Source organism: Pseudomonas sp. LBUM1676, from assembly GCF_059695605.1.
On the sequence record NZ_CP166777.1, the window covers coordinates 3320531 to 3336419 of the forward strand.

16 protein-coding genes are annotated in these 15889 nt (G+C 59.6%); 9 read left to right on the top strand and 7 right to left on the bottom strand.

All coding sequences use genetic code 11. The annotated features are described in order from the left end of the window. Positions 1-13: 13 nt before the first annotated feature. The 6 genes from ACA041_RS15395 to ACA041_RS15420 form a co-directional block, all read right to left on the bottom strand. Entirely contained in the window at positions 14-1102 is a 1089-nt protein-coding gene (locus tag ACA041_RS15395; RefSeq protein ID WP_497441904.1) for an ABC transporter ATP-binding protein, read from the bottom strand. 142 nt (positions 1103-1244) lie between these two features. After that, on the bottom strand, positions 1245-2705 hold the full coding sequence (locus ACA041_RS15400; RefSeq protein WP_497441905.1) for an NAD-dependent succinate-semialdehyde dehydrogenase: 1461 nt from the start codon (positions 2703-2705) through the stop codon (positions 1245-1247). Positions 2706-2864: 159 nt separating this feature from the next. Further along, the gene (locus ACA041_RS15405; protein ID WP_497441906.1) at positions 2865-3662 is read right to left on the bottom strand and encodes an ABC transporter permease; all 798 of its coding nucleotides are present in this window, start codon (positions 3660-3662) and stop codon (positions 2865-2867) included. Next, complete coding sequence (locus ACA041_RS15410; protein WP_497441907.1) at positions 3663-4601, bottom strand: ABC transporter permease; 939 nt, start codon at positions 4599-4601, stop codon at positions 3663-3665. Positions 4602-4613: 12 nt separating this feature from the next. Next, positions 4614-5666, bottom strand: coding sequence for an ABC transporter substrate-binding protein (locus tag ACA041_RS15415; RefSeq protein WP_497441908.1), 1053 nt, complete (start codon positions 5664-5666; stop codon positions 4614-4616). A 343-nt stretch (positions 5667-6009) separates the two neighbouring features. Beyond that, the gene (locus ACA041_RS15420; RefSeq protein ID WP_497441909.1) at positions 6010-6207 is read right to left on the bottom strand and encodes a hypothetical protein; all 198 of its coding nucleotides are present in this window, start codon (positions 6205-6207) and stop codon (positions 6010-6012) included. A gap of 228 nt (positions 6208-6435) precedes the next feature. Here ACA041_RS15420 and ACA041_RS15425 point away from each other — a divergent pair, with 228 nt between their 5' ends. After that, positions 6436-7107, top strand: coding sequence for an FMN-dependent NADH-azoreductase (locus tag ACA041_RS15425; RefSeq protein ID WP_497441910.1), 672 nt, complete (start codon positions 6436-6438; stop codon positions 7105-7107). Here ACA041_RS15425 and ACA041_RS15430 read toward each other — a convergent pair. Further along, the gene (locus tag ACA041_RS15430; RefSeq protein WP_497441911.1) at positions 7065-8762 is read right to left on the bottom strand and encodes a sigma 54-interacting transcriptional regulator; all 1698 of its coding nucleotides are present in this window, start codon (positions 8760-8762) and stop codon (positions 7065-7067) included. The two genes, ACA041_RS15425 and ACA041_RS15430, sit on opposite strands and share 43 nt — an antisense overlap. 303 nt (positions 8763-9065) lie before the next feature. Between ACA041_RS15430 and ACA041_RS15435 the strand changes: the two genes are divergently transcribed. The 8 genes from ACA041_RS15435 (at position 9066) to ACA041_RS15470 (ending at position 15880) form a co-directional block, all read left to right on the top strand. Next, entirely contained in the window at positions 9066-9320 is a 255-nt protein-coding gene (locus tag ACA041_RS15435) for a phenol hydroxylase subunit (protein ID WP_497441912.1), read from the top strand. Between the two features lie 45 nt (positions 9321-9365). Beyond that, positions 9366-10361, top strand: a complete 996-nt coding sequence (locus ACA041_RS15440) for an aromatic/alkene monooxygenase hydroxylase subunit beta (protein WP_497441913.1) — start codon at positions 9366-9368, stop codon at positions 10359-10361. After that, positions 10358-10630: an MmoB/DmpM family protein gene (locus ACA041_RS15445; RefSeq protein ID WP_497441914.1), complete on the top strand. Its 273-nt coding sequence runs from the start codon at positions 10358-10360 to the stop codon at positions 10628-10630. The genes ACA041_RS15440 and ACA041_RS15445 overlap by 4 nt, the downstream gene beginning before the upstream one ends. A gap of 55 nt (positions 10631-10685) precedes the next feature. After that, a complete protein-coding gene (locus ACA041_RS15450) occupies positions 10686-12242 on the top strand; it encodes an aromatic/alkene/methane monooxygenase hydroxylase/oxygenase subunit alpha (protein ID WP_497441915.1) in 1557 nt (518 codons plus the stop codon). A 69-nt stretch (positions 12243-12311) separates the two neighbouring features. Continuing rightward, the gene (locus ACA041_RS15455) at positions 12312-12671 is read left to right on the top strand and encodes a phenol hydroxylase subunit P4 (RefSeq protein WP_497441916.1); all 360 of its coding nucleotides are present in this window, start codon (positions 12312-12314) and stop codon (positions 12669-12671) included. A gap of 10 nt (positions 12672-12681) precedes the next feature. Continuing rightward, on the top strand, positions 12682-13743 hold the full coding sequence (locus ACA041_RS15460; RefSeq protein WP_497441917.1) for an NADH:ubiquinone reductase (Na(+)-transporting) subunit F: 1062 nt from the start codon (positions 12682-12684) through the stop codon (positions 13741-13743). 105 nt (positions 13744-13848) lie between these two features. After that, a complete protein-coding gene (locus ACA041_RS15465) occupies positions 13849-14757 on the top strand; it encodes a SphA family protein (protein ID WP_497441918.1) in 909 nt (302 codons plus the stop codon). A 142-nt stretch (positions 14758-14899) separates the two neighbouring features. Next, complete coding sequence (locus ACA041_RS15470) at positions 14900-15880, top strand: quinone oxidoreductase family protein (RefSeq protein WP_497441919.1); 981 nt, start codon at positions 14900-14902, stop codon at positions 15878-15880. Positions 15881-15889 lie beyond the last annotated feature (9 nt).

The following is a 15889-nucleotide window of genomic DNA, read 5'->3' on the forward strand; positions in this document are numbered from 1 at the left end:
TAGGATGAGGTGATCAGGCGCTGGCCCGCGGTACTACGATGGTGTCTTCGGGGTGCAGGCGCATGAGCATGGGCGAGCCGATCGGTGGCAGGTTCAGGTTGCCCTCGTGGTGGCTGGGCTGACGCAGGCTGACCGTAGGGCCGCCGTCCAGATCGACGAAGACCTTGAGGCTTTCGCCCTGGAATACGATGTCCGCCACGCGCCCGCGCAGGCGGTTCCATTCAGGGCCAGCGCTGTCATTGTCGAGCAGCAGCTTTTCCGATTGCAGGGCCAGGAACAGATCCCCCGAAGGTGGAAACTGGCGGGTGGTGCGCAGTGGCGTGGTGCCCAGCGTCAGCCCGTTGTTGCTGCTGCGCTGCAGAGGAATCAGGGTGCTTTCGCCGATGAAGCTGGCGACGAAATCGTCGGACGGGTGATCGTGCAGCCGCCGCGGGGTATCGACCTGGACCAGTTGCCCGCCCCGCATGATCGCCACGCGATCGCTCATGGTCAGTGCTTCACGCTGGTCGTGGGTGACGTAAATCATGGTGGCGCCCAGACGCTTGTGCAGGGCCCGCAGTTCAATCTGCATGGTTTCGCGCAGTTGTTTGTCGAGGGCCGAAAGGGGCTCATCCATCAGGATCAACTTCGGTTCGAAAACGATCGCCCTGGCCAGTGCAACCCGTTGCCGTTGGCCGCCGGAGAGCGCGGCGATGGAGCGATCTTCATAACCGCTGAGCTCGACAGTGGCCAACGCCTGCATGACCCGGTCACGGCTTTTGGTTGCGCTTTCACCGCGAGCCCGCAGCGGAAAGGCGACGTTTTCACCGACCGTCATATGCGGGAACAACGCATAGTTCTGGAACACCACACCGATTTCCCGCTTGTGCGGCGGCATGAGGGTGACGTCGCGCTCGCCGAACAAAATGTTGCCGGAGCTGACCCGGATAAACCCGCCCAGAATGCTCAGCAAAGTGGTCTTGCCTGAACCGGACGGACCGAGCACAGACATAAATTCTCCCGCTTCGACCTTGAGGCTGACGTTATCCAGCGCCTTGAGGTTGCCGTAATGCTTGCAGACCTGATTGACGCTGACTGACTCGAAACCTTCAGTGAAATTCATGAAGCGCCTCCATTTGCAGAGTACGGGGGATTCCCGGGATGTCTGCGTGTCATCTGAACGCGGGCCGTTGCCCGGTTCGTGCCGTTTTGGCGCGCCGGGCAAACAGCAGCTGTTGCCCGACGAAATCTCGATCCGCTGTCCTTCAGTCCAGGCCGCCGATGTGCCAGGCCTTGATCTCGAGGAACTCATCCAGGCCGTACTTGGAGCCTTCGCGACCGGTGCCTGACTGTTTCATGCCGCCGAACGGAGCCACCTCCATGGAGATCACGCCGGTGTTCAGCCCGACCATGCCGAACTCCAGGCGCTCGCCGACACGCCAGGCGCGACGCATGTCCTGGGTGAAGTAATAAGCGGCCAGACCAAACGGCGTGTTGTTGGCGATGTCCAGCGCCTGGCCTTCATCCTTGAAGCGAAACAGCGGAGCGACCGGGCCGAAGGTTTCTTCGCTGGCCAGCAGCATGTCCGGGGTGACGTCGAGCAGCACGGTCGGCTGGACGAATAGCCCATTGTCTTGCGGGGCACCGCCGACGGCGATCGAGGCGCCTTTTTCCAGGGCGTCGCTGATGTGCAAGGCCACTTTGTCCACGGCGGCGGCGTTGATCAGCGGGCCGATGGTGACCCCTTCGGCCAGGCCGTCACCGACCTTCAGTTGGTTGACGGCGGCGCTCAAGCGCTCAGCGAACAGGTCATAGATCCCGTCCTGCACCAGAATGCGGTTGGCACAGACGCAGGTCTGGCCGGCGTTGCGGAATTTGCTCGACATCACCCCGGCAATCGCCAGGTCCAGATCGGCATCATCGAACACGATGAAAGGTGCATTGCCGCCCAGTTCCAGGCTCAGGCGCTTGATGGTTCCGGCGCACTGGCTCATCAGCAGTTGGCCGATACGGGTCGAGCCGGTGAACGACAGTTTGCGCACCACCGGGCTGGCCGTCATTTCGCCGCCGATGCCGGCCGGCATACCGGTCAATACGTTGAACACGCCAGCCGGAATGCCTGCCCGTTCAGCCAGTACCGCCAGCGCCAGTGCCGACAGCGGCGTCATTTCCGACGGCTTGATCAGCACCGTGCAACCCGCTGCCAGGGCGGGGGCGCACTTGCGGGTGATCATCGCGTTGGGGAAGTTCCACGGGGTGATCGCGGCGACCACCCCGACCGGTTGCTTGATCACCAGAATCCGTCGGTCGGCCGTCGGCGATGGAATGGTGTCGCCGTAGATGCGCCGGGCTTCTTCGGCAAACCATTTGACGAAACTTGCGCCGTAGGCGATTTCGCCGCGGGACTCGCTCAGCGGCTTGCCCTGTTCGGCGGTCATGATCAGTGCCAGGTCTTCCTGGTTGTCCAGGATCAGGCGGTGCCAGGCTTCGAGCAGGCGCGCACGCTCGGCAGCCGGCACTTCTCGCCAGGTGAGGAAGCGACTCTGCGCGGCTTTGATGGCACGTTGTGTTTCAGCGGCCTGCAGGGCCGGTACACGGGCAATTTCGCTGCCGTCGGCCGGATTGGTCACGGCGATCGTGGCGCCATCGTCGGCTTCGATCCATTGGCCGTTGACGTAGGCGCGCTCGACGAGGAGGGAAGGATCACGCAGTTTAGCTTTCCACATAATGAGTGCCTTTAAAGGTCCGAACGATGGGACCGATTGTAAAAAGGACTGGCCAGCGGCCGATGCCGAGATAGCCGCTTGAACGAGTAAAAGATGCTGAAGTGCAGCGCCTGGCGGCAGGCTGTGCCGACACCAGGAAAACCTGGTGTCGGCCGTCAGTCACTGCGGCTTGTTGCGACCCGCAATCACCACCAGTAACAACGAAGCGAGGATCAGGATCGAACTGATCGCGGCGATGGTTGGGTCGATCTCATCGCGCAGCGCGGTGAACATGCGCTTGGTCAGCGTCTGGTTGTCGCCACCGGAAATGAACAGCGCCACTACGGTCTCATCCAGCGAAGTGATGAACGCGAACAGGGTCGCCGACACCAGGCTTGGCTTGATCTGCGGCAGGGTGACGGCCATGAAGGCACGGAAGCGATTCATGCCCAGACTGCGCGCGACCATTTCCTGGGACATGTCGAAGTTGCGCAGCCCGGCCAGCAGCGCAATGATCACGTAGGGCAGGGCCAGCATGATGTGCGCCAGGATTAGACCGGTCAGGGTGCTGATCAGCCCGACGCGCGCATAGACAAAGAACACCCCGGCAGCGATCAGAATGATCGGCACCATCATCGGCAGCAGCAGCACGATTTGCAGGGTGCGCACGATACGCAGGCTGGAACTGTTGATCGCGTAGGCCGCGGCCATGCCAATGGGCAGGCTGACCACCGTCGTGACCAGGGCGGTGATCAGGCTGACCTTGGAAGCGGCCATCCATTCGATGCTGCTGAAGAACGCTTCGTACCAGCGAAACGACCATTCCTTGGGCGGGAATTGCAGGAAGCGTGCTTCGGAGAACGACATCGGCACGACGATCAGCACCGGCAGGATCAGGTACAGCAGGATCGCCGCGACCAGGATCCCAAAGAGCACCTGGGACAGGCGGATATGGCGCAGGTTGGCAAGCATCTTCATTTAGCGCGCTCCCAGGATGCGTTCGATCGGAATGAAGCGGTTGATGCCCCAGAACAGCAGGAACACCACAAACAGCAGCACCAGGCCCACGGCACTGGCAGCGCCCCAGGCGTGATACAACTCGACGTTGCGCTGCACCAGCATCGACACCAGAATCGTGCGTCCGCCACCCAGCAGTTCCGGCGTGATGAAGAAGCCCAGGCAGATCACGAATACCAGGATGGAACCGGCCATCACCCCTGGCGCCGCCATGGGCAGAAATACCCGGCGGAAGGTGTAGAAGGGCTTGGCGCCGAGGCTTTCGGACGCTTGCATCAGGTCCTGGGGAATCTTTTTCATCACCGAGTACAGCGGCAGCACCATGAACGGCAGCATCACGTGCAAGGTGCCGATGACGGTGCCGGTGGTGTTGTGCATCAGGTTCAACGGCTGGTCGATGATCCCCAGGTCGATCAACGTCTGGTTGACCAGGCCGCGGCGTTGCAGCAGTACCAGCCAGGCGTAGGAACGGACCAGGACGCTGGTCCAGAACGGAATGATCACGCAGATGAGAATCAGGTTGGCCCAGAAGCCCTGCAACCGTGAAGCGGCGTAGGCGATGGGAAAACCGAGGAAGATCGAGAGAATGGTCACCATGAAGCTGATCTTGAAGGTCAGCACGAAGGTGTCCCAGTAGATGCGCTCCTGGAAGATCCGCGCATAGTTGCCCAGGGAAAAACCTTCTTCGGTCTGGACCGACTGGAACGCCAGCCAGCACATCGGCAGGATCAACAGCACCACCACCATCACCAGGGCCGGTGTGAGCAGTAACAGCATCGAGCGGTTTTCCTTGCGCTCTTCACGCGCCAGGGCCTGGGCGGTGGACGTCGGGGGCTGGCGCGGACCTTCGCTGGAGTCAGGCAGGGTTTTTACTGGTTTGGCTAAGTAGGCATTGGACATGTCGGTCTCCCATCACTGCTTCTGAACGAACGACAACCAACGCTCTTCTGCCTTCACGCCAGCCTCGGAAGCCCACCACTTGGACGACAGCAACGCCTGGCGAGCAATGTTTTCCGGCGAGGAGGGCAGTTTTGCCGCGCGCTCGGCGGGAATGCTCCCGGTCTTGAAGGCTTCCGGGTTCAGCGGACCGTAATCGATGAGCAAGGGCAGGGCTGCTTGCAGTTTGGCGTCGATGGCTTCATTGACGAACTTCATCGCTGCGTCCTTGTGTGGCGTGCCTTTGAGCACGCACAGCGAATTGGTTTCCAGCACCCCTTCGTTGTAGTCGAAGGCAACCGGAGCGCCATCGGCCTGTACCGCTGTGATTCGCCCGTTCCAGGCTTGAATCATGTCCACTTCACCGTCACTGATCAGCTGTGCCGACTGCCCGCCGGACGTCCACCAGGTCGAGATGTGGGGCTTGATCTCTTCGAGCTTCTTGAAGGCGCGGTCCACATCCAGCGGATAGAGTTTGTCCGGCGCGACCCCATCGGCCATCAAGGCGATTTCCAATGTCGGGCGCGGCAGGTTGCGTAGCGAACGTTGGCCGGGGAATTTTTTTGTGTCCCAGAAATCCGCCCAGGTTTTGGGCGCATCCTTGCCCTTGAAAGCATCGGTACGATAGGCCAGTACCGTGGAGTAGCTGATATAGCCGACGCTGTAATCGTCCTTGAGCTCGGCAGGCAACTGGGCGGCATTGGGGATCAGCTTCAGGTCGAGTTTTTCGAACAGGCCTTCCTGCTCGCCACGAATGCAATCGCCGGTGGGCAAATCGACCACATCCCAGGTGATCTTCCCGCTTTGAACCTGGGTCTTGATGATGGGATAAGCCTTGGGTGAACTGTCCTGCTTCAGGGTCAGGCCGAGCTTCTTCGCGGCCGGCTCGAGGATCGCCTTGCTCTGCGCTTCCTGGTAGGCCCCGCCTTGGGAGACGAAGGTGATGTCCTCCGCCAGCGCGGCGCCGGTGCCAGACGTCAGCAAGGCGAAGCCGGCAAATTGAAGCGCGCGAATCTGGGATGCTGTCATGTGGATGACTCCTGATAGGGGGCAGATTATCGAGGCGTACTGGCTGTTTTTGTTAGGGGTCGCGCTGCAGGGCCATGGAGTTCTAATGTACCGGTCGCCGGCGAACGAAGAACGCACAAATGAGTGGGGGGAAAAGTCAATTGTTTCGAATAAGAGAGGCGGGGCAGCATCTCCTGCTTTGAGTGCCCAGGTATTGGTCAAGTGAAAAAAACCAACATTGGGATGTGTCAGTGCGACATGCTTTTACTGTTGGAAAATAAAATGGCGGATGAAAAAAAAGCAGCCCTTACACTGTGCGGTGAGGGCTGCCGAGCACGACTTGAAGTGCTGAAGTGAACTTCACTCAACTGCTTTTGGAATTGGCTTCAACGCCAGATTCAGCGGTATTGCGGTTCTCGCCTGTGGCCTTTTCTTGTGCGGCCAGGGCTTCCTGTACGTGAATTTTATTTCTCTCATGCACCCTATCGCCACCCTCTTCGGCAAACGCCAACGAACTCAATGCGGACAGGGAAAGAGTGCATGCAACAATAATATTTTTCATGGGGGTCGCCTTCCGGATAGTGCCACGGCATGTGGCTTGGGTTTCAGGCTATTGGAATGAAAACCCCCATGAAACAGCCAATACCCAGGAAACAAGGCTGACCAATATTTTTACCGGGCTGCGCACTTCAAGGATAATGGTATAGCGATTTTACCGGGAATTGGATGTTCCGAATCGGCCGTCGAATAACTATTGTGGCGAGCTGAAAAAAACCCCAGGAGTGCATCCATGAAGTTACTTCATGTCGATTCGAGTCCCAAGCGCGAGCGTTCCAATTCCCGGGCGTTGGCCCGCCACTTCATCGCTTGCCTGCGCGAACAGAATGTAAGCCTCGAGATCGACTATCTGGATTTGACGCGGTCTCCTCCAGCCCCTATCGACGAGTCCTTCACCATCGCGGCGTACACGCCCAGTGAGCAGCGCACCCCGGCAATGGAGCAGGTCCTGGCGCCATCCACGGCTTTATGCAAGCGTGTGCTGGACGCTGAGGCGCTGCTCTTCGCCATGCCGATGCATAACTTCTCTTACCCCTCGGTGTTCAAAGCGTTCATCGACAACATCATTCGAGCCGAACTGACGTACGTAGTCGGTGACTCAGGCCAATACATCGGCCAGTTGGTGAAACAAAAAGCGCTGTTCATCACCACCCGGGGCACTGACATGCGCGCGGGCATGCCGCTTTCACATATGGACGCACTGACGCCTTCCCTTAAAGCTGCATTCGGATTCATAGGCATCCAGAACCCTGCTTTCGTGAATGCGCAACCTACCCAGTTTGCAGCTGCGCAAGAACGTGAAAAAGCATTGGCGCGCGCCCGTTTGCAATTGTCCGCAATAGCAAAAAAATGGGCGCAAGCTCAGCGTGATCCCGAGCCGTCCGGGCGCTTCTTCAACCGGTAGGCCAGCGCCGGTCGGGTCATGCCAAGCAGGCGGGCAGCCTCGGAGACATTCTGATTGGCGCGCTCCATGGCGCCCTGCAGCAGTTGCTCTTCCAGGTCATCCAGACTCACCCCCAGATCGAGCAGACGATCCACCCAGGTGTCTTCAGGCGCAAGCTTCTGGCTGATCAGGGTGCCTTCGCTCGACAAGCCGATGCTCAGTGCCTCGACAGACTGGTGCGGGAAGAGGGCTTCCACCGAAATGCTCTGATTGTTGTCAGTGATGATCACACCGCGCTCGATGAGATTTTCCAGCTCGCGAATGTTGCCCGGCCAGTCGTAGCGAAGGCAGGCCTCGCTGGCACGATCGGACAGCCCGAGGGTTTTTTTCTGGTAGCTCAGGTGCAGTTTTTCCAGAAAATGCTCGATCAACAGCGGGATGTCTTCGCGACGATCACGCAGTGCCGGAATGCGCACGGGATAGACATTCAGACGATAGTAGAGGTCGGCTCGGAATCGCCCGTCCTTCACGGCCTGGCCGAGGTCTTCGTGCGTCGCACCGATCACGCGCACATCGACACGTCGGGTCTGGCTATCGCCCACCCGCTCCAGTTCACCTTCTTGCAGAACGCGCAGCAAACTCGCCTGGGCGCGCGGGGTGAGTTCAATAATCTCATCGAGAAACAGCGTGCCGCCATGGGCCCGTTCGAAGCGCCCCATCCGCGATTGTTGGGCACCGGTGTACGCGCCTTTTTCCACCCCGAAAAGCTCGGCTTCGATCAAGTCTGGAGCGATGGCCGCGCAGTTCAGGGCGATGAAAGGACCGCCCGCGCGTTCACTGCGCAAATGCAGGCTACGGGCGATGACTTCCTTGCCGACGCCCGTCTCGCCCAGCAACAACACCGATGCTTTGCCGGGTGCGACCTTGTCGATCAGGTCGCAGGTCTTGCGATAGCTGGCTGAACGGCCAATCCCGTAAAACTGACCGGCACGCAACTCCAGGCGTTGATTCATGTTCTCGACCTGGAGCTGCAGGGTACGCAATTCATCGATGATCGGATCGCTCTGGAAGTACCGCATGAACGTATCGGCATCCTCCCACTCCTCAGCGGGCTTGCCGATGATGCGACACATCTGGTCTCCACAGCCGCGGCAGCTGACCTCTTTGTAGATGATCTGCCGGCCAATGAAAAATGATGAATAGCTGATCGCGTACCCGAGCAACATCCAGCAAATCGGCTGCTCGGAGTGCAGTTGTTCACTCTGGTGATTTTCCACTTCGAAGGAGTCGATCCATTCGATTTCGGCGTAAAAGGTGCCTGCCTCGATATCGATGTCCATCACCACCGGACGGACCTTGACCATGCCCTTGAGCGAGTGCAGCTGCGGCCCGATCAGGAACATGTCGATGTCACTGCCGTTGGGCCGTAATTTACGCGCCAATTCGGCATCTTTAAGCCCGGATTGGTAACCCAGGCGCAGGAAAAACCCCTTTGCACGCTCTTCGCCAATCATCTCGAGCAGCTCTCGACGGAACGAGGCCATCGACGAAACCTGCATCAGCAGCATCCGCTGCTCATCAAGCCAGATCTTGCCTTCGCTGCCAAGGAAGTGAATGCGATCGGTCAGATCCTTGAGCACTGCGGAGTGCTCGGCGGCTCGGTATTTCGTGGTCATGCAAACGCACCCTATGTCTTTTTTGTTTGTGGGGATGACTCGGTTCCCATGCAATTCATACCCTTCAATCCAGCCTGATTCAATGGGTCATTTGCTCGAATCGAGCCGATCGAGATTGACCAAATGATCAATCGGTTGATCCCGGCACCGGGCGCAATTTCCGCCATGAACGGCAAGATGCATGCAAAAAAATCATTTAACGATTTGATATATAACGTTTATTAATTTTGTTTTTGACATTGCGCAAGCACTGGCACCGTTGTTGCTCTTACCCCTCCATGACAACAGGGGGAGTACCCGAGCATGAACCAACCTGACAGCACCTTCGATCAAATGCCGCGCTACGTCCGAGTGCGTAGCGAGCCAGACGATGCTTTTGTCGAGTTCGATTTCGCCATCGGTTATCCCGAGCTGTTTGTCGAGCTGGTGCTGCCGCATCAAGCGTTCAGGCAGTTCTGCGAAAACAACCAGGTGCAACACATGGATGCGCAGATGTCCGCCGCCCTCGATGCCGATGCCCGCAAGTGGCGCTACGGCGAAGCCCGCGACGCTGAATAAGCGGCCTGACAAAAACCCAAAACAACAACTACAGGAGTCCACTCCATGAGTGTCGAGATCAAGACGACAACCGTCGAGACGATCCGCAACACCTTCAGCCACACCCGTCGCCGGTTTGGCGACAAGGTCGCCAGCCGCTACCAGGAAGCCAGTTTCGACATCGAAGCGGCGACCAATTTCCATTACCGGCCGCTGTGGCAACCGGACAAACTGCTCAATGACGCCACCCGCACCGCGGTGGTCATGGCCGACTGGTACGCGGTCACCGACCCGCGCCAGTACTACTACGGCGCCTACGTCCAGGCCCGGGCGAAGATGCAGGAAAACGCCGAGCACGATTACGCGTTCTGCGAAAAACGCGACATGCTCGCCAGCCTGTCGCCGCACAACGTCCAGCTGATCGGTTCGCTGCTGTTGCCGCTGCGGCACGCCGAGCTGGGGGCGAACATGAACAACAGCAACATCGCCGCCGATGGCTTCGGCACCAGCGTGACCCAGATGCACATGTTCCAGGCCATGGATCGACTGGGTATCGCGCAATACCTCTCGCGCATTGGCCTGATGCTCGACGACGGCGATGTCCTGCTGCTGGCCCAGGCCAAACAGCAATGGCTCAATGCCCCGGCCTGGCAGGGGATGCGCCGCTACGTCGAAGACACCCTGGTGGTGCGCGACTGGTTCGAGTTGACCGTGGCGCAAAACGTGGTCAGCGATGGCCTGGTGTATCCGCTGCTGTTCCACAAACTCGACGAACAACTCAGCGCCAATGGCGCCGGCCAGGTCGGCATGCTGACCGAGTTCATGCGCCTGTGGTTCGCCGAAAGCCAGCGTTGGGTGGATGCGCTGCTCAAGACAGTGATCAACGCCAGCCCCGGGAACAAGGCCCTGGTGGAGAGCTGGGTCGATCGCTGGAGCCAGCGTTCCATCGACGCGCTGCGGCCACTGGTCGGCCTGGGCCTGGAGGCGTCGGCGCTGGATGCGGTCTGCAGCGAGTTCGCCGCGCGCCTGAAGAAAGTCGGCCTGACGGGGGTGAAGCCATGACGTCCCTGGTTTACATCAACCTGCAAGACACCGATTACGCGCGCTCGATCGTCGAGGCCATCGCGCAGGACAACCCGCACGCCGTGGTCCAGCACCAGCCTTCGATGATTCGCATCGAGGCCCCGGGGCGCCTGGATATCCGCCGCGACACCGTGGAGCAGATCACCGGCAGCCCGTGGGATATCCAGGAAATGCTGATGTACGTGATCACCCTGGGCGGCAACGTCGAGGAAGAAGACGACAGTTTTTCCCTGCACTGGAACAGCTGAGCGCCCTCAGCCAGCCGTCAGCATTTGCAAGATTACAAGAATTCGGAGAGCCATCATGGCCGTGAAAAAACGCCTTAATGCCAAAGAGAAATACCGCTGCATGACCCGTGACCTGGACTGGGAGCCGAGCTACCAGACCCATGAGGACATCTACCCGCACGAACGTTTCGAAGGGATCAAGATCACCGACTGGGACAAGTGGGAAGACCCGTTCCGCCTGACCATGGACACCTACTGGAAATACCAGGCCGAGAAAGAGAAAAAGCTCTACGCGATCTTCGATGCGTTCTCGCAGAACAACGGCCATACCACGCTGTCCGACGCCCGTTACGTCAACGCGTTGAAACTGTTCCTGTCGGGGGTGACGCCGCTGGAGTACCAGGCGTATCAAGGCTTCGCCCGGGTCGGTCGGCAATTCAGCGGTGCCGGTGCGCGGATTGCCTGCCAGATGCAGGCCATCGACGAACTGCGTCATGTGCAGACCCAGATCCACGCCATGAGTCACTACAACAAGCACTTCAACGGCCTGCATGATTTCGCCCACATGCACGACCGCGTGTGGTTCCTCTCGGTGCCCAAGTCATTCTTCGAGGATGCACGCACCGCTGGCCCGTTCGAGTTCCTCACGGCGATTTCGTTTTCGTTCGAGTACGTGCTGACCAACCTGCTGTTCGTGCCGTTCATGTCCGGAGCCGCGTTCAACGGCGACATGGCCACGGTCACCTTCGGCTTCTCCGCGCAGTCCGATGAAGCCCGGCACATGACCCTGGGCCTTGAAGTGATCAAGTTCCTGCTCGAACAGCACGAAGACAACGTACCCATCATCCAGCGCTGGATCGACAAGTGGTTCTGGCGTGGTTACCGCCTGCTGACCCTGGTGGGCATGATGATGGACTACATGCTGCCCAACAAAGTCATGTCCTGGTCCGAAGCCTGGGGCGTGTACTTTGAAGAAGCCGGCGGCGCGCTGTTCAAGGACCTTGAACGTTACGGCATCCGTCCGCCCAAGCATGTCGAAGAAGCCAACATCGGCAAGGACCACATCAGCCACCAGGCGTGGTCGATCTTCTATCAGTACAGCCAGGCCACCAACTTCCACACCTGGATGCCCACTGACGAGGAGCTCGATTGGCTGTCGGCCAAATACCCGGACACCTTCGACAAGATATATCGCCCTCGCTTCGAACACTGGCGTGCGCTGCAAGAGAAGGGCGAGCGGTTCTACAACCCGACCCTGCCGATGCTCTGCCAGATCTGCCAGGTCCCGCTGGCCTTCAGCGAGCCCGATGACCCAACGACGCTCAGCCATCGCAGTGCCGAGCACGAGGGTGAGCGTTATCACTTCTGCTCCCAGGGCTGCTGCGACATTTTCCAGTACGAGCCGGTGAAGTACATCCAGGCCTGGCTGCCGGTGCATCAGATCCTGCAGGGCAATTGCGGTGGGGCGGATGTCGAGTCGATCGTTCGCGACTACTACAACATCAATCCCGGCCAGGACAACTTCGAATACCTGGGCTCCACCGAGCACCGGCGCTGGCAGGATTGGCATCCCAACGATCGCAACAGCACGCCGGCCGCCCCCGTCGACCCGGACCTGCTCAAGACCGGTTGAAGCCCGACGCCGCACCACGAAGCGGACCGGGTCCGCTTCCCTCTACCTGACAAGAATAAGGACAAGACCATGCCTGTCATTGCCATCGGCCCCTATGACGCCCAACCCCTGGATAGCCAGGACAAGTTCAATGGCCTGCAACTGGTGTACCTGTGCTGGGAAAAACACCTGATGTTCTGCGCCCCGTTTACCTTGCCGCTGCCACCGGCCATGCCATTCGCTGAATTCATCGAGCAGGTGGTCAAGCCTTCGATCGCGCAACACCCGGATGCGCCACGCGTCGATTTCAGCCAGGCGCTGTGGCGTCTCAACGATCAGCCGTTCACCCCGGACCACGGAGCGAGCCTGATCGCCAACGGCATCGACCACAAAAGCCTGCTGCATCTGCATACCCCGGGCTTGCACGGCATTGCCGGCACTTTCAACTGAGGAACCGGTGATGAGCTATCAAGTAACCATCGAACCCACGGGCGAACAGATCGAAGTGGAGGAGGGCCAGACCATCCTTCAGGCGGCGTTGCGCCAAGGCGTCTGGCTGCCGTTTGCCTGTGGCCACGGTACCTGTGCCACCTGCAAGGTTCAGGTGCTCGAAGGCGAGGCGGACCTGGGCGCGGCGTCGTCATTCGCGCTGATGGACATCGAGCGCGATGAAGGCAAGGTCCTGGCCTGCTGTGCGATTCCGCAAAGCGACATGGTGATCGAGGCGGACATCGACGCCGACCCGGACTTCCTCGGGCATCCCGTCGAGGACTATCAAGCCACCGTCACCAAGTTGGTGGACCTGTCGCCCACCATCAAAGGCGTGCATTTGAAACTTGATCGGCCGATGGCGTTCCAGGCAGGCCAGTACATCAACCTGCAATTGCCGGGGATTGAAGGGACGCGGGCGTTCTCTCTCGCCAATACCCCGCGGCAGGCAGATGAAGTTGAACTGCATGTACGTCGCGTCGACGGCGGACTGGCTACGACCCTGATCCACGATGAACTTAACGTCGGTGATGCGGTGCAGCTTTCCGGACCTTACGGCCAGTTTTTCGTGCGTACGTCGCAAGGCGGCGACTTGATTTTCATTGCCGGTGGCTCTGGATTGTCCAGCCCTCAGTCGATGATTCTCGACCTCTTGGAAACCGGCGATACCCGGCAGATTGTGCTGTTCCAAGGTGCACGCAATCGCGCTGAACTCTACAACCACGCGCTATTTGAAGAGCTGGCCCGCGAGTTTGCCAACTTCACCTACGTACCTGCGCTCAGTCAGGCGCAGGACGACGCGCAATGGACGGGATTCAAAGGCTACGTGCATGACGCGGCGAAGCACCATTTCGACGGTCGCTTCAGCAGTCGCAAGGCTTACCTGTGCGGGCCGCCGGTGATGATCGACTCGGCCATTACGTGCCTGATGCAAGGGCGGCTGTTCGAGCGCGACATCTTCATGGAGCGCTTCTACAGCGCCGCCGACGGTGCCAACGAGAGCACGCGGTCGGCGCTGTTCAAACGGATCTGAGCCCGACCGGCTCCGGATTCACCGTAGATAAATGCCGGACGCTGCTGACCCCCGACGGTCAGCAGGGTGGCGGCTGACTATAAAAACAACAAAAGGTCATCGACTATGCAAGCTGTACCAGGAACCCTGTGTGCCCATCTGTGCCGTGCCGGCCTGAGCCTGCTGGCGGCCACCAGTGTCGGCGTTCACGCCGCCGAAGGAGGCGGATCGTCCTACCCGATGGGCGCGGAAAACTACATGTCCGGGGCGATGCCGCCACCGGGTTTGTATTCGCAGTTTTTTGTCGGCCACTACGAGGCCGATTCCCTGCGCGACAATCGCGGCGACAAAGTGCCGGTGGACTTCCGGGTGCGGGCCGACTCCATCGCGCCCCGGCTGATCTGGGTCACCGAACAGCAGGTGTTCGGCGCCAGCCTGGCGTTCCATGCCCTCGTGCCGCTGGTGGACCTCAAGGTTGAGGTCAACGGCCAGTCGCAGAGCAAGCAGGGCCTGGGCGACATCATCTTCGGCCCTGCATTGGGCTTTCATCACAGCGAAAAACTGCACAGCATCCTGGCCCTGGATTTCATCGCCCCCAGCGGCGAATACGATCGCGGCGACCTGGCCAACATCGGCCGCAATTACTGGGTGATCGAGCCGGTATTGGCGGTGTCGTACATCGACCCGAACGGGCTCAACATCGACGCCAAAACCATGTACGACTTCAACCTGCGCAATAAAGCCACCGACTACCGTTCCGGGCAGGAATTGCACATCGATTACGCCGTCGGATGGGGGCTGGGCAATGGCTGGGTGCTGGGCGTGGGCGGTTACGTGCTCCAACAGACCACGGACGACCGCCAGAATGGTGATCGAGTCAAAGACAACAAGGGCAGGGCGATTGCGTTCGGTCCTTCGGTGAAATACACCAGCGACAGGGGCTGGTTCCTGACGGCCAAATGGGAGCAGGAGACCGAGGTGCGTAACCGGGCGGAGGGGAATGCCTACCGGGTGAAGTTGACGGTGCCTTTCTAAAGTTAATCAGACAGGGCTAGTTGTCATGAAATGAAAAGTCATTGTCGTCTGATGAGAAGCGATCAGGCACTCTGCGACCTACAGTCCAATCAACGCAATTCGACGCAGCACGCCAACATTGCAGATTGGAGAATAAGAAAACATGGCCAATGCCGTACGCTTCTACGAAACCGGTGGTCCCGACGTTCTTCGTTATGAAGAGGTCGAAGTCGGCGAACCAGGTCCCGGCCAGGTTCGTCTTCGTCACGTGGCCGTCGGTCTGAACTATGCCGACACCTACTTTCGCAATGGTACTTATCCGATCCCGATGCCTAACGGCATGGGCGTCGAGGCCTCCGGTGTGGTCCAGGCAGTCGGCGAGGGGGTGAGCAACGTACAGATCGGTGATCGCGTCACCTACACCGGTTTTCTCAACACCTTGGGCGCCTACAGTACCGAACGCCTGATTTCGGCCGCACCGCTGATCAAGCTTCCTGAAACCATCAGTTTCGAGGCCGCCGCAGCCATGACGATGCGTGGCCTGACGTCGTCCTACCTGATGCGGCGCATTTATGATTTCAAGGTCGGCGACAGTATTTTGCTGCATGCGGCCGCCGGCGGAGTCGGTCTGATCGTTTCGCAGTGGGCCAAGCTGCTCGGCTTGACGGTCATCGGTACCGTGTCCACCGAGGCGAAAGGCGAAATCGCCCGGGCTCACGGCTGCGACCATGTCATCAACTACAGCCACGAAGACGTTGCCAAGCGGGTTCGCGAGCTGACTGACGGGGTCGGCGTCAACGTGGTGTTCGACAGCGTCGGCAAGAACACCTTCATGGGCTCGCTGGATTCGCTCAAACGTCGCGGCCTGATGGTTTGCGTGGGGACCGCATCCGGCCCGATCCCGGCGTTCGATCCGGTCCTGCTGGCCATGAAGGGCTCGTTGTTTCTGACTCGTCCGGCCCTGGCCGACTACATCGCCGATCCTGCGGAAAAAGCCGCCCTGGCCGGCGAATTGTTCGACCACGTCGGCAGTGGTCGAATCAAGATCGAGATCAACCAGCACTATGCCTTGCAAGATGCCGTGCAGGCCCATCGCGACCTTGAATCGCGCAAGACCACCGGCTCGTCGATTTTCGTCATTTAAGGGAGTCAC

What these genes read in the sequence shown, in the direction of transcription:
- ACA041_RS15395 (WP_497441904.1), bottom strand. Translation starts at nt 1,102, where the DNA reads ATGAATTTCACTGAAGGTTTCGAGTCAGTCAGCGTCAATCAGGTCTGC.
- ACA041_RS15400 (WP_497441905.1), bottom strand. Translation starts at nt 2,705, where the DNA reads ATGTGGAAAGCTAAACTGCGTGATCCTTCCCTCCTCGTCGAGCGCGCC.
- ACA041_RS15405 (WP_497441906.1), bottom strand. Translation starts at nt 3,662, where the DNA reads ATGAAGATGCTTGCCAACCTGCGCCATATCCGCCTGTCCCAGGTGCTC.
- ACA041_RS15410 (WP_497441907.1), bottom strand. Translation starts at nt 4,601, where the DNA reads ATGTCCAATGCCTACTTAGCCAAACCAGTAAAAACCCTGCCTGACTCC.
- ACA041_RS15415 (WP_497441908.1), bottom strand. Translation starts at nt 5,666, where the DNA reads ATGACAGCATCCCAGATTCGCGCGCTTCAATTTGCCGGCTTCGCCTTG.
- ACA041_RS15420 (WP_497441909.1), bottom strand. Translation starts at nt 6,207, where the DNA reads ATGAAAAATATTATTGTTGCATGCACTCTTTCCCTGTCCGCATTGAGT.
- ACA041_RS15425 (WP_497441910.1), top strand. Translation starts at nt 6,436, where the DNA reads ATGAAGTTACTTCATGTCGATTCGAGTCCCAAGCGCGAGCGTTCCAAT.
- ACA041_RS15430 (WP_497441911.1), bottom strand. Translation starts at nt 8,762, where the DNA reads ATGACCACGAAATACCGAGCCGCCGAGCACTCCGCAGTGCTCAAGGAT.
- ACA041_RS15435 (WP_497441912.1), top strand. Translation starts at nt 9,066, where the DNA reads ATGAACCAACCTGACAGCACCTTCGATCAAATGCCGCGCTACGTCCGA.
- ACA041_RS15440 (WP_497441913.1), top strand. Translation starts at nt 9,366, where the DNA reads ATGAGTGTCGAGATCAAGACGACAACCGTCGAGACGATCCGCAACACC.
- ACA041_RS15445 (WP_497441914.1), top strand. Translation starts at nt 10,358, where the DNA reads ATGACGTCCCTGGTTTACATCAACCTGCAAGACACCGATTACGCGCGC.
- ACA041_RS15450 (WP_497441915.1), top strand. Translation starts at nt 10,686, where the DNA reads ATGGCCGTGAAAAAACGCCTTAATGCCAAAGAGAAATACCGCTGCATG.
- ACA041_RS15455 (WP_497441916.1), top strand. Translation starts at nt 12,312, where the DNA reads ATGCCTGTCATTGCCATCGGCCCCTATGACGCCCAACCCCTGGATAGC.
- ACA041_RS15460 (WP_497441917.1), top strand. Translation starts at nt 12,682, where the DNA reads ATGAGCTATCAAGTAACCATCGAACCCACGGGCGAACAGATCGAAGTG.
- ACA041_RS15465 (WP_497441918.1), top strand. Translation starts at nt 13,849, where the DNA reads ATGCAAGCTGTACCAGGAACCCTGTGTGCCCATCTGTGCCGTGCCGGC.
- ACA041_RS15470 (WP_497441919.1), top strand. Translation starts at nt 14,900, where the DNA reads ATGGCCAATGCCGTACGCTTCTACGAAACCGGTGGTCCCGACGTTCTT.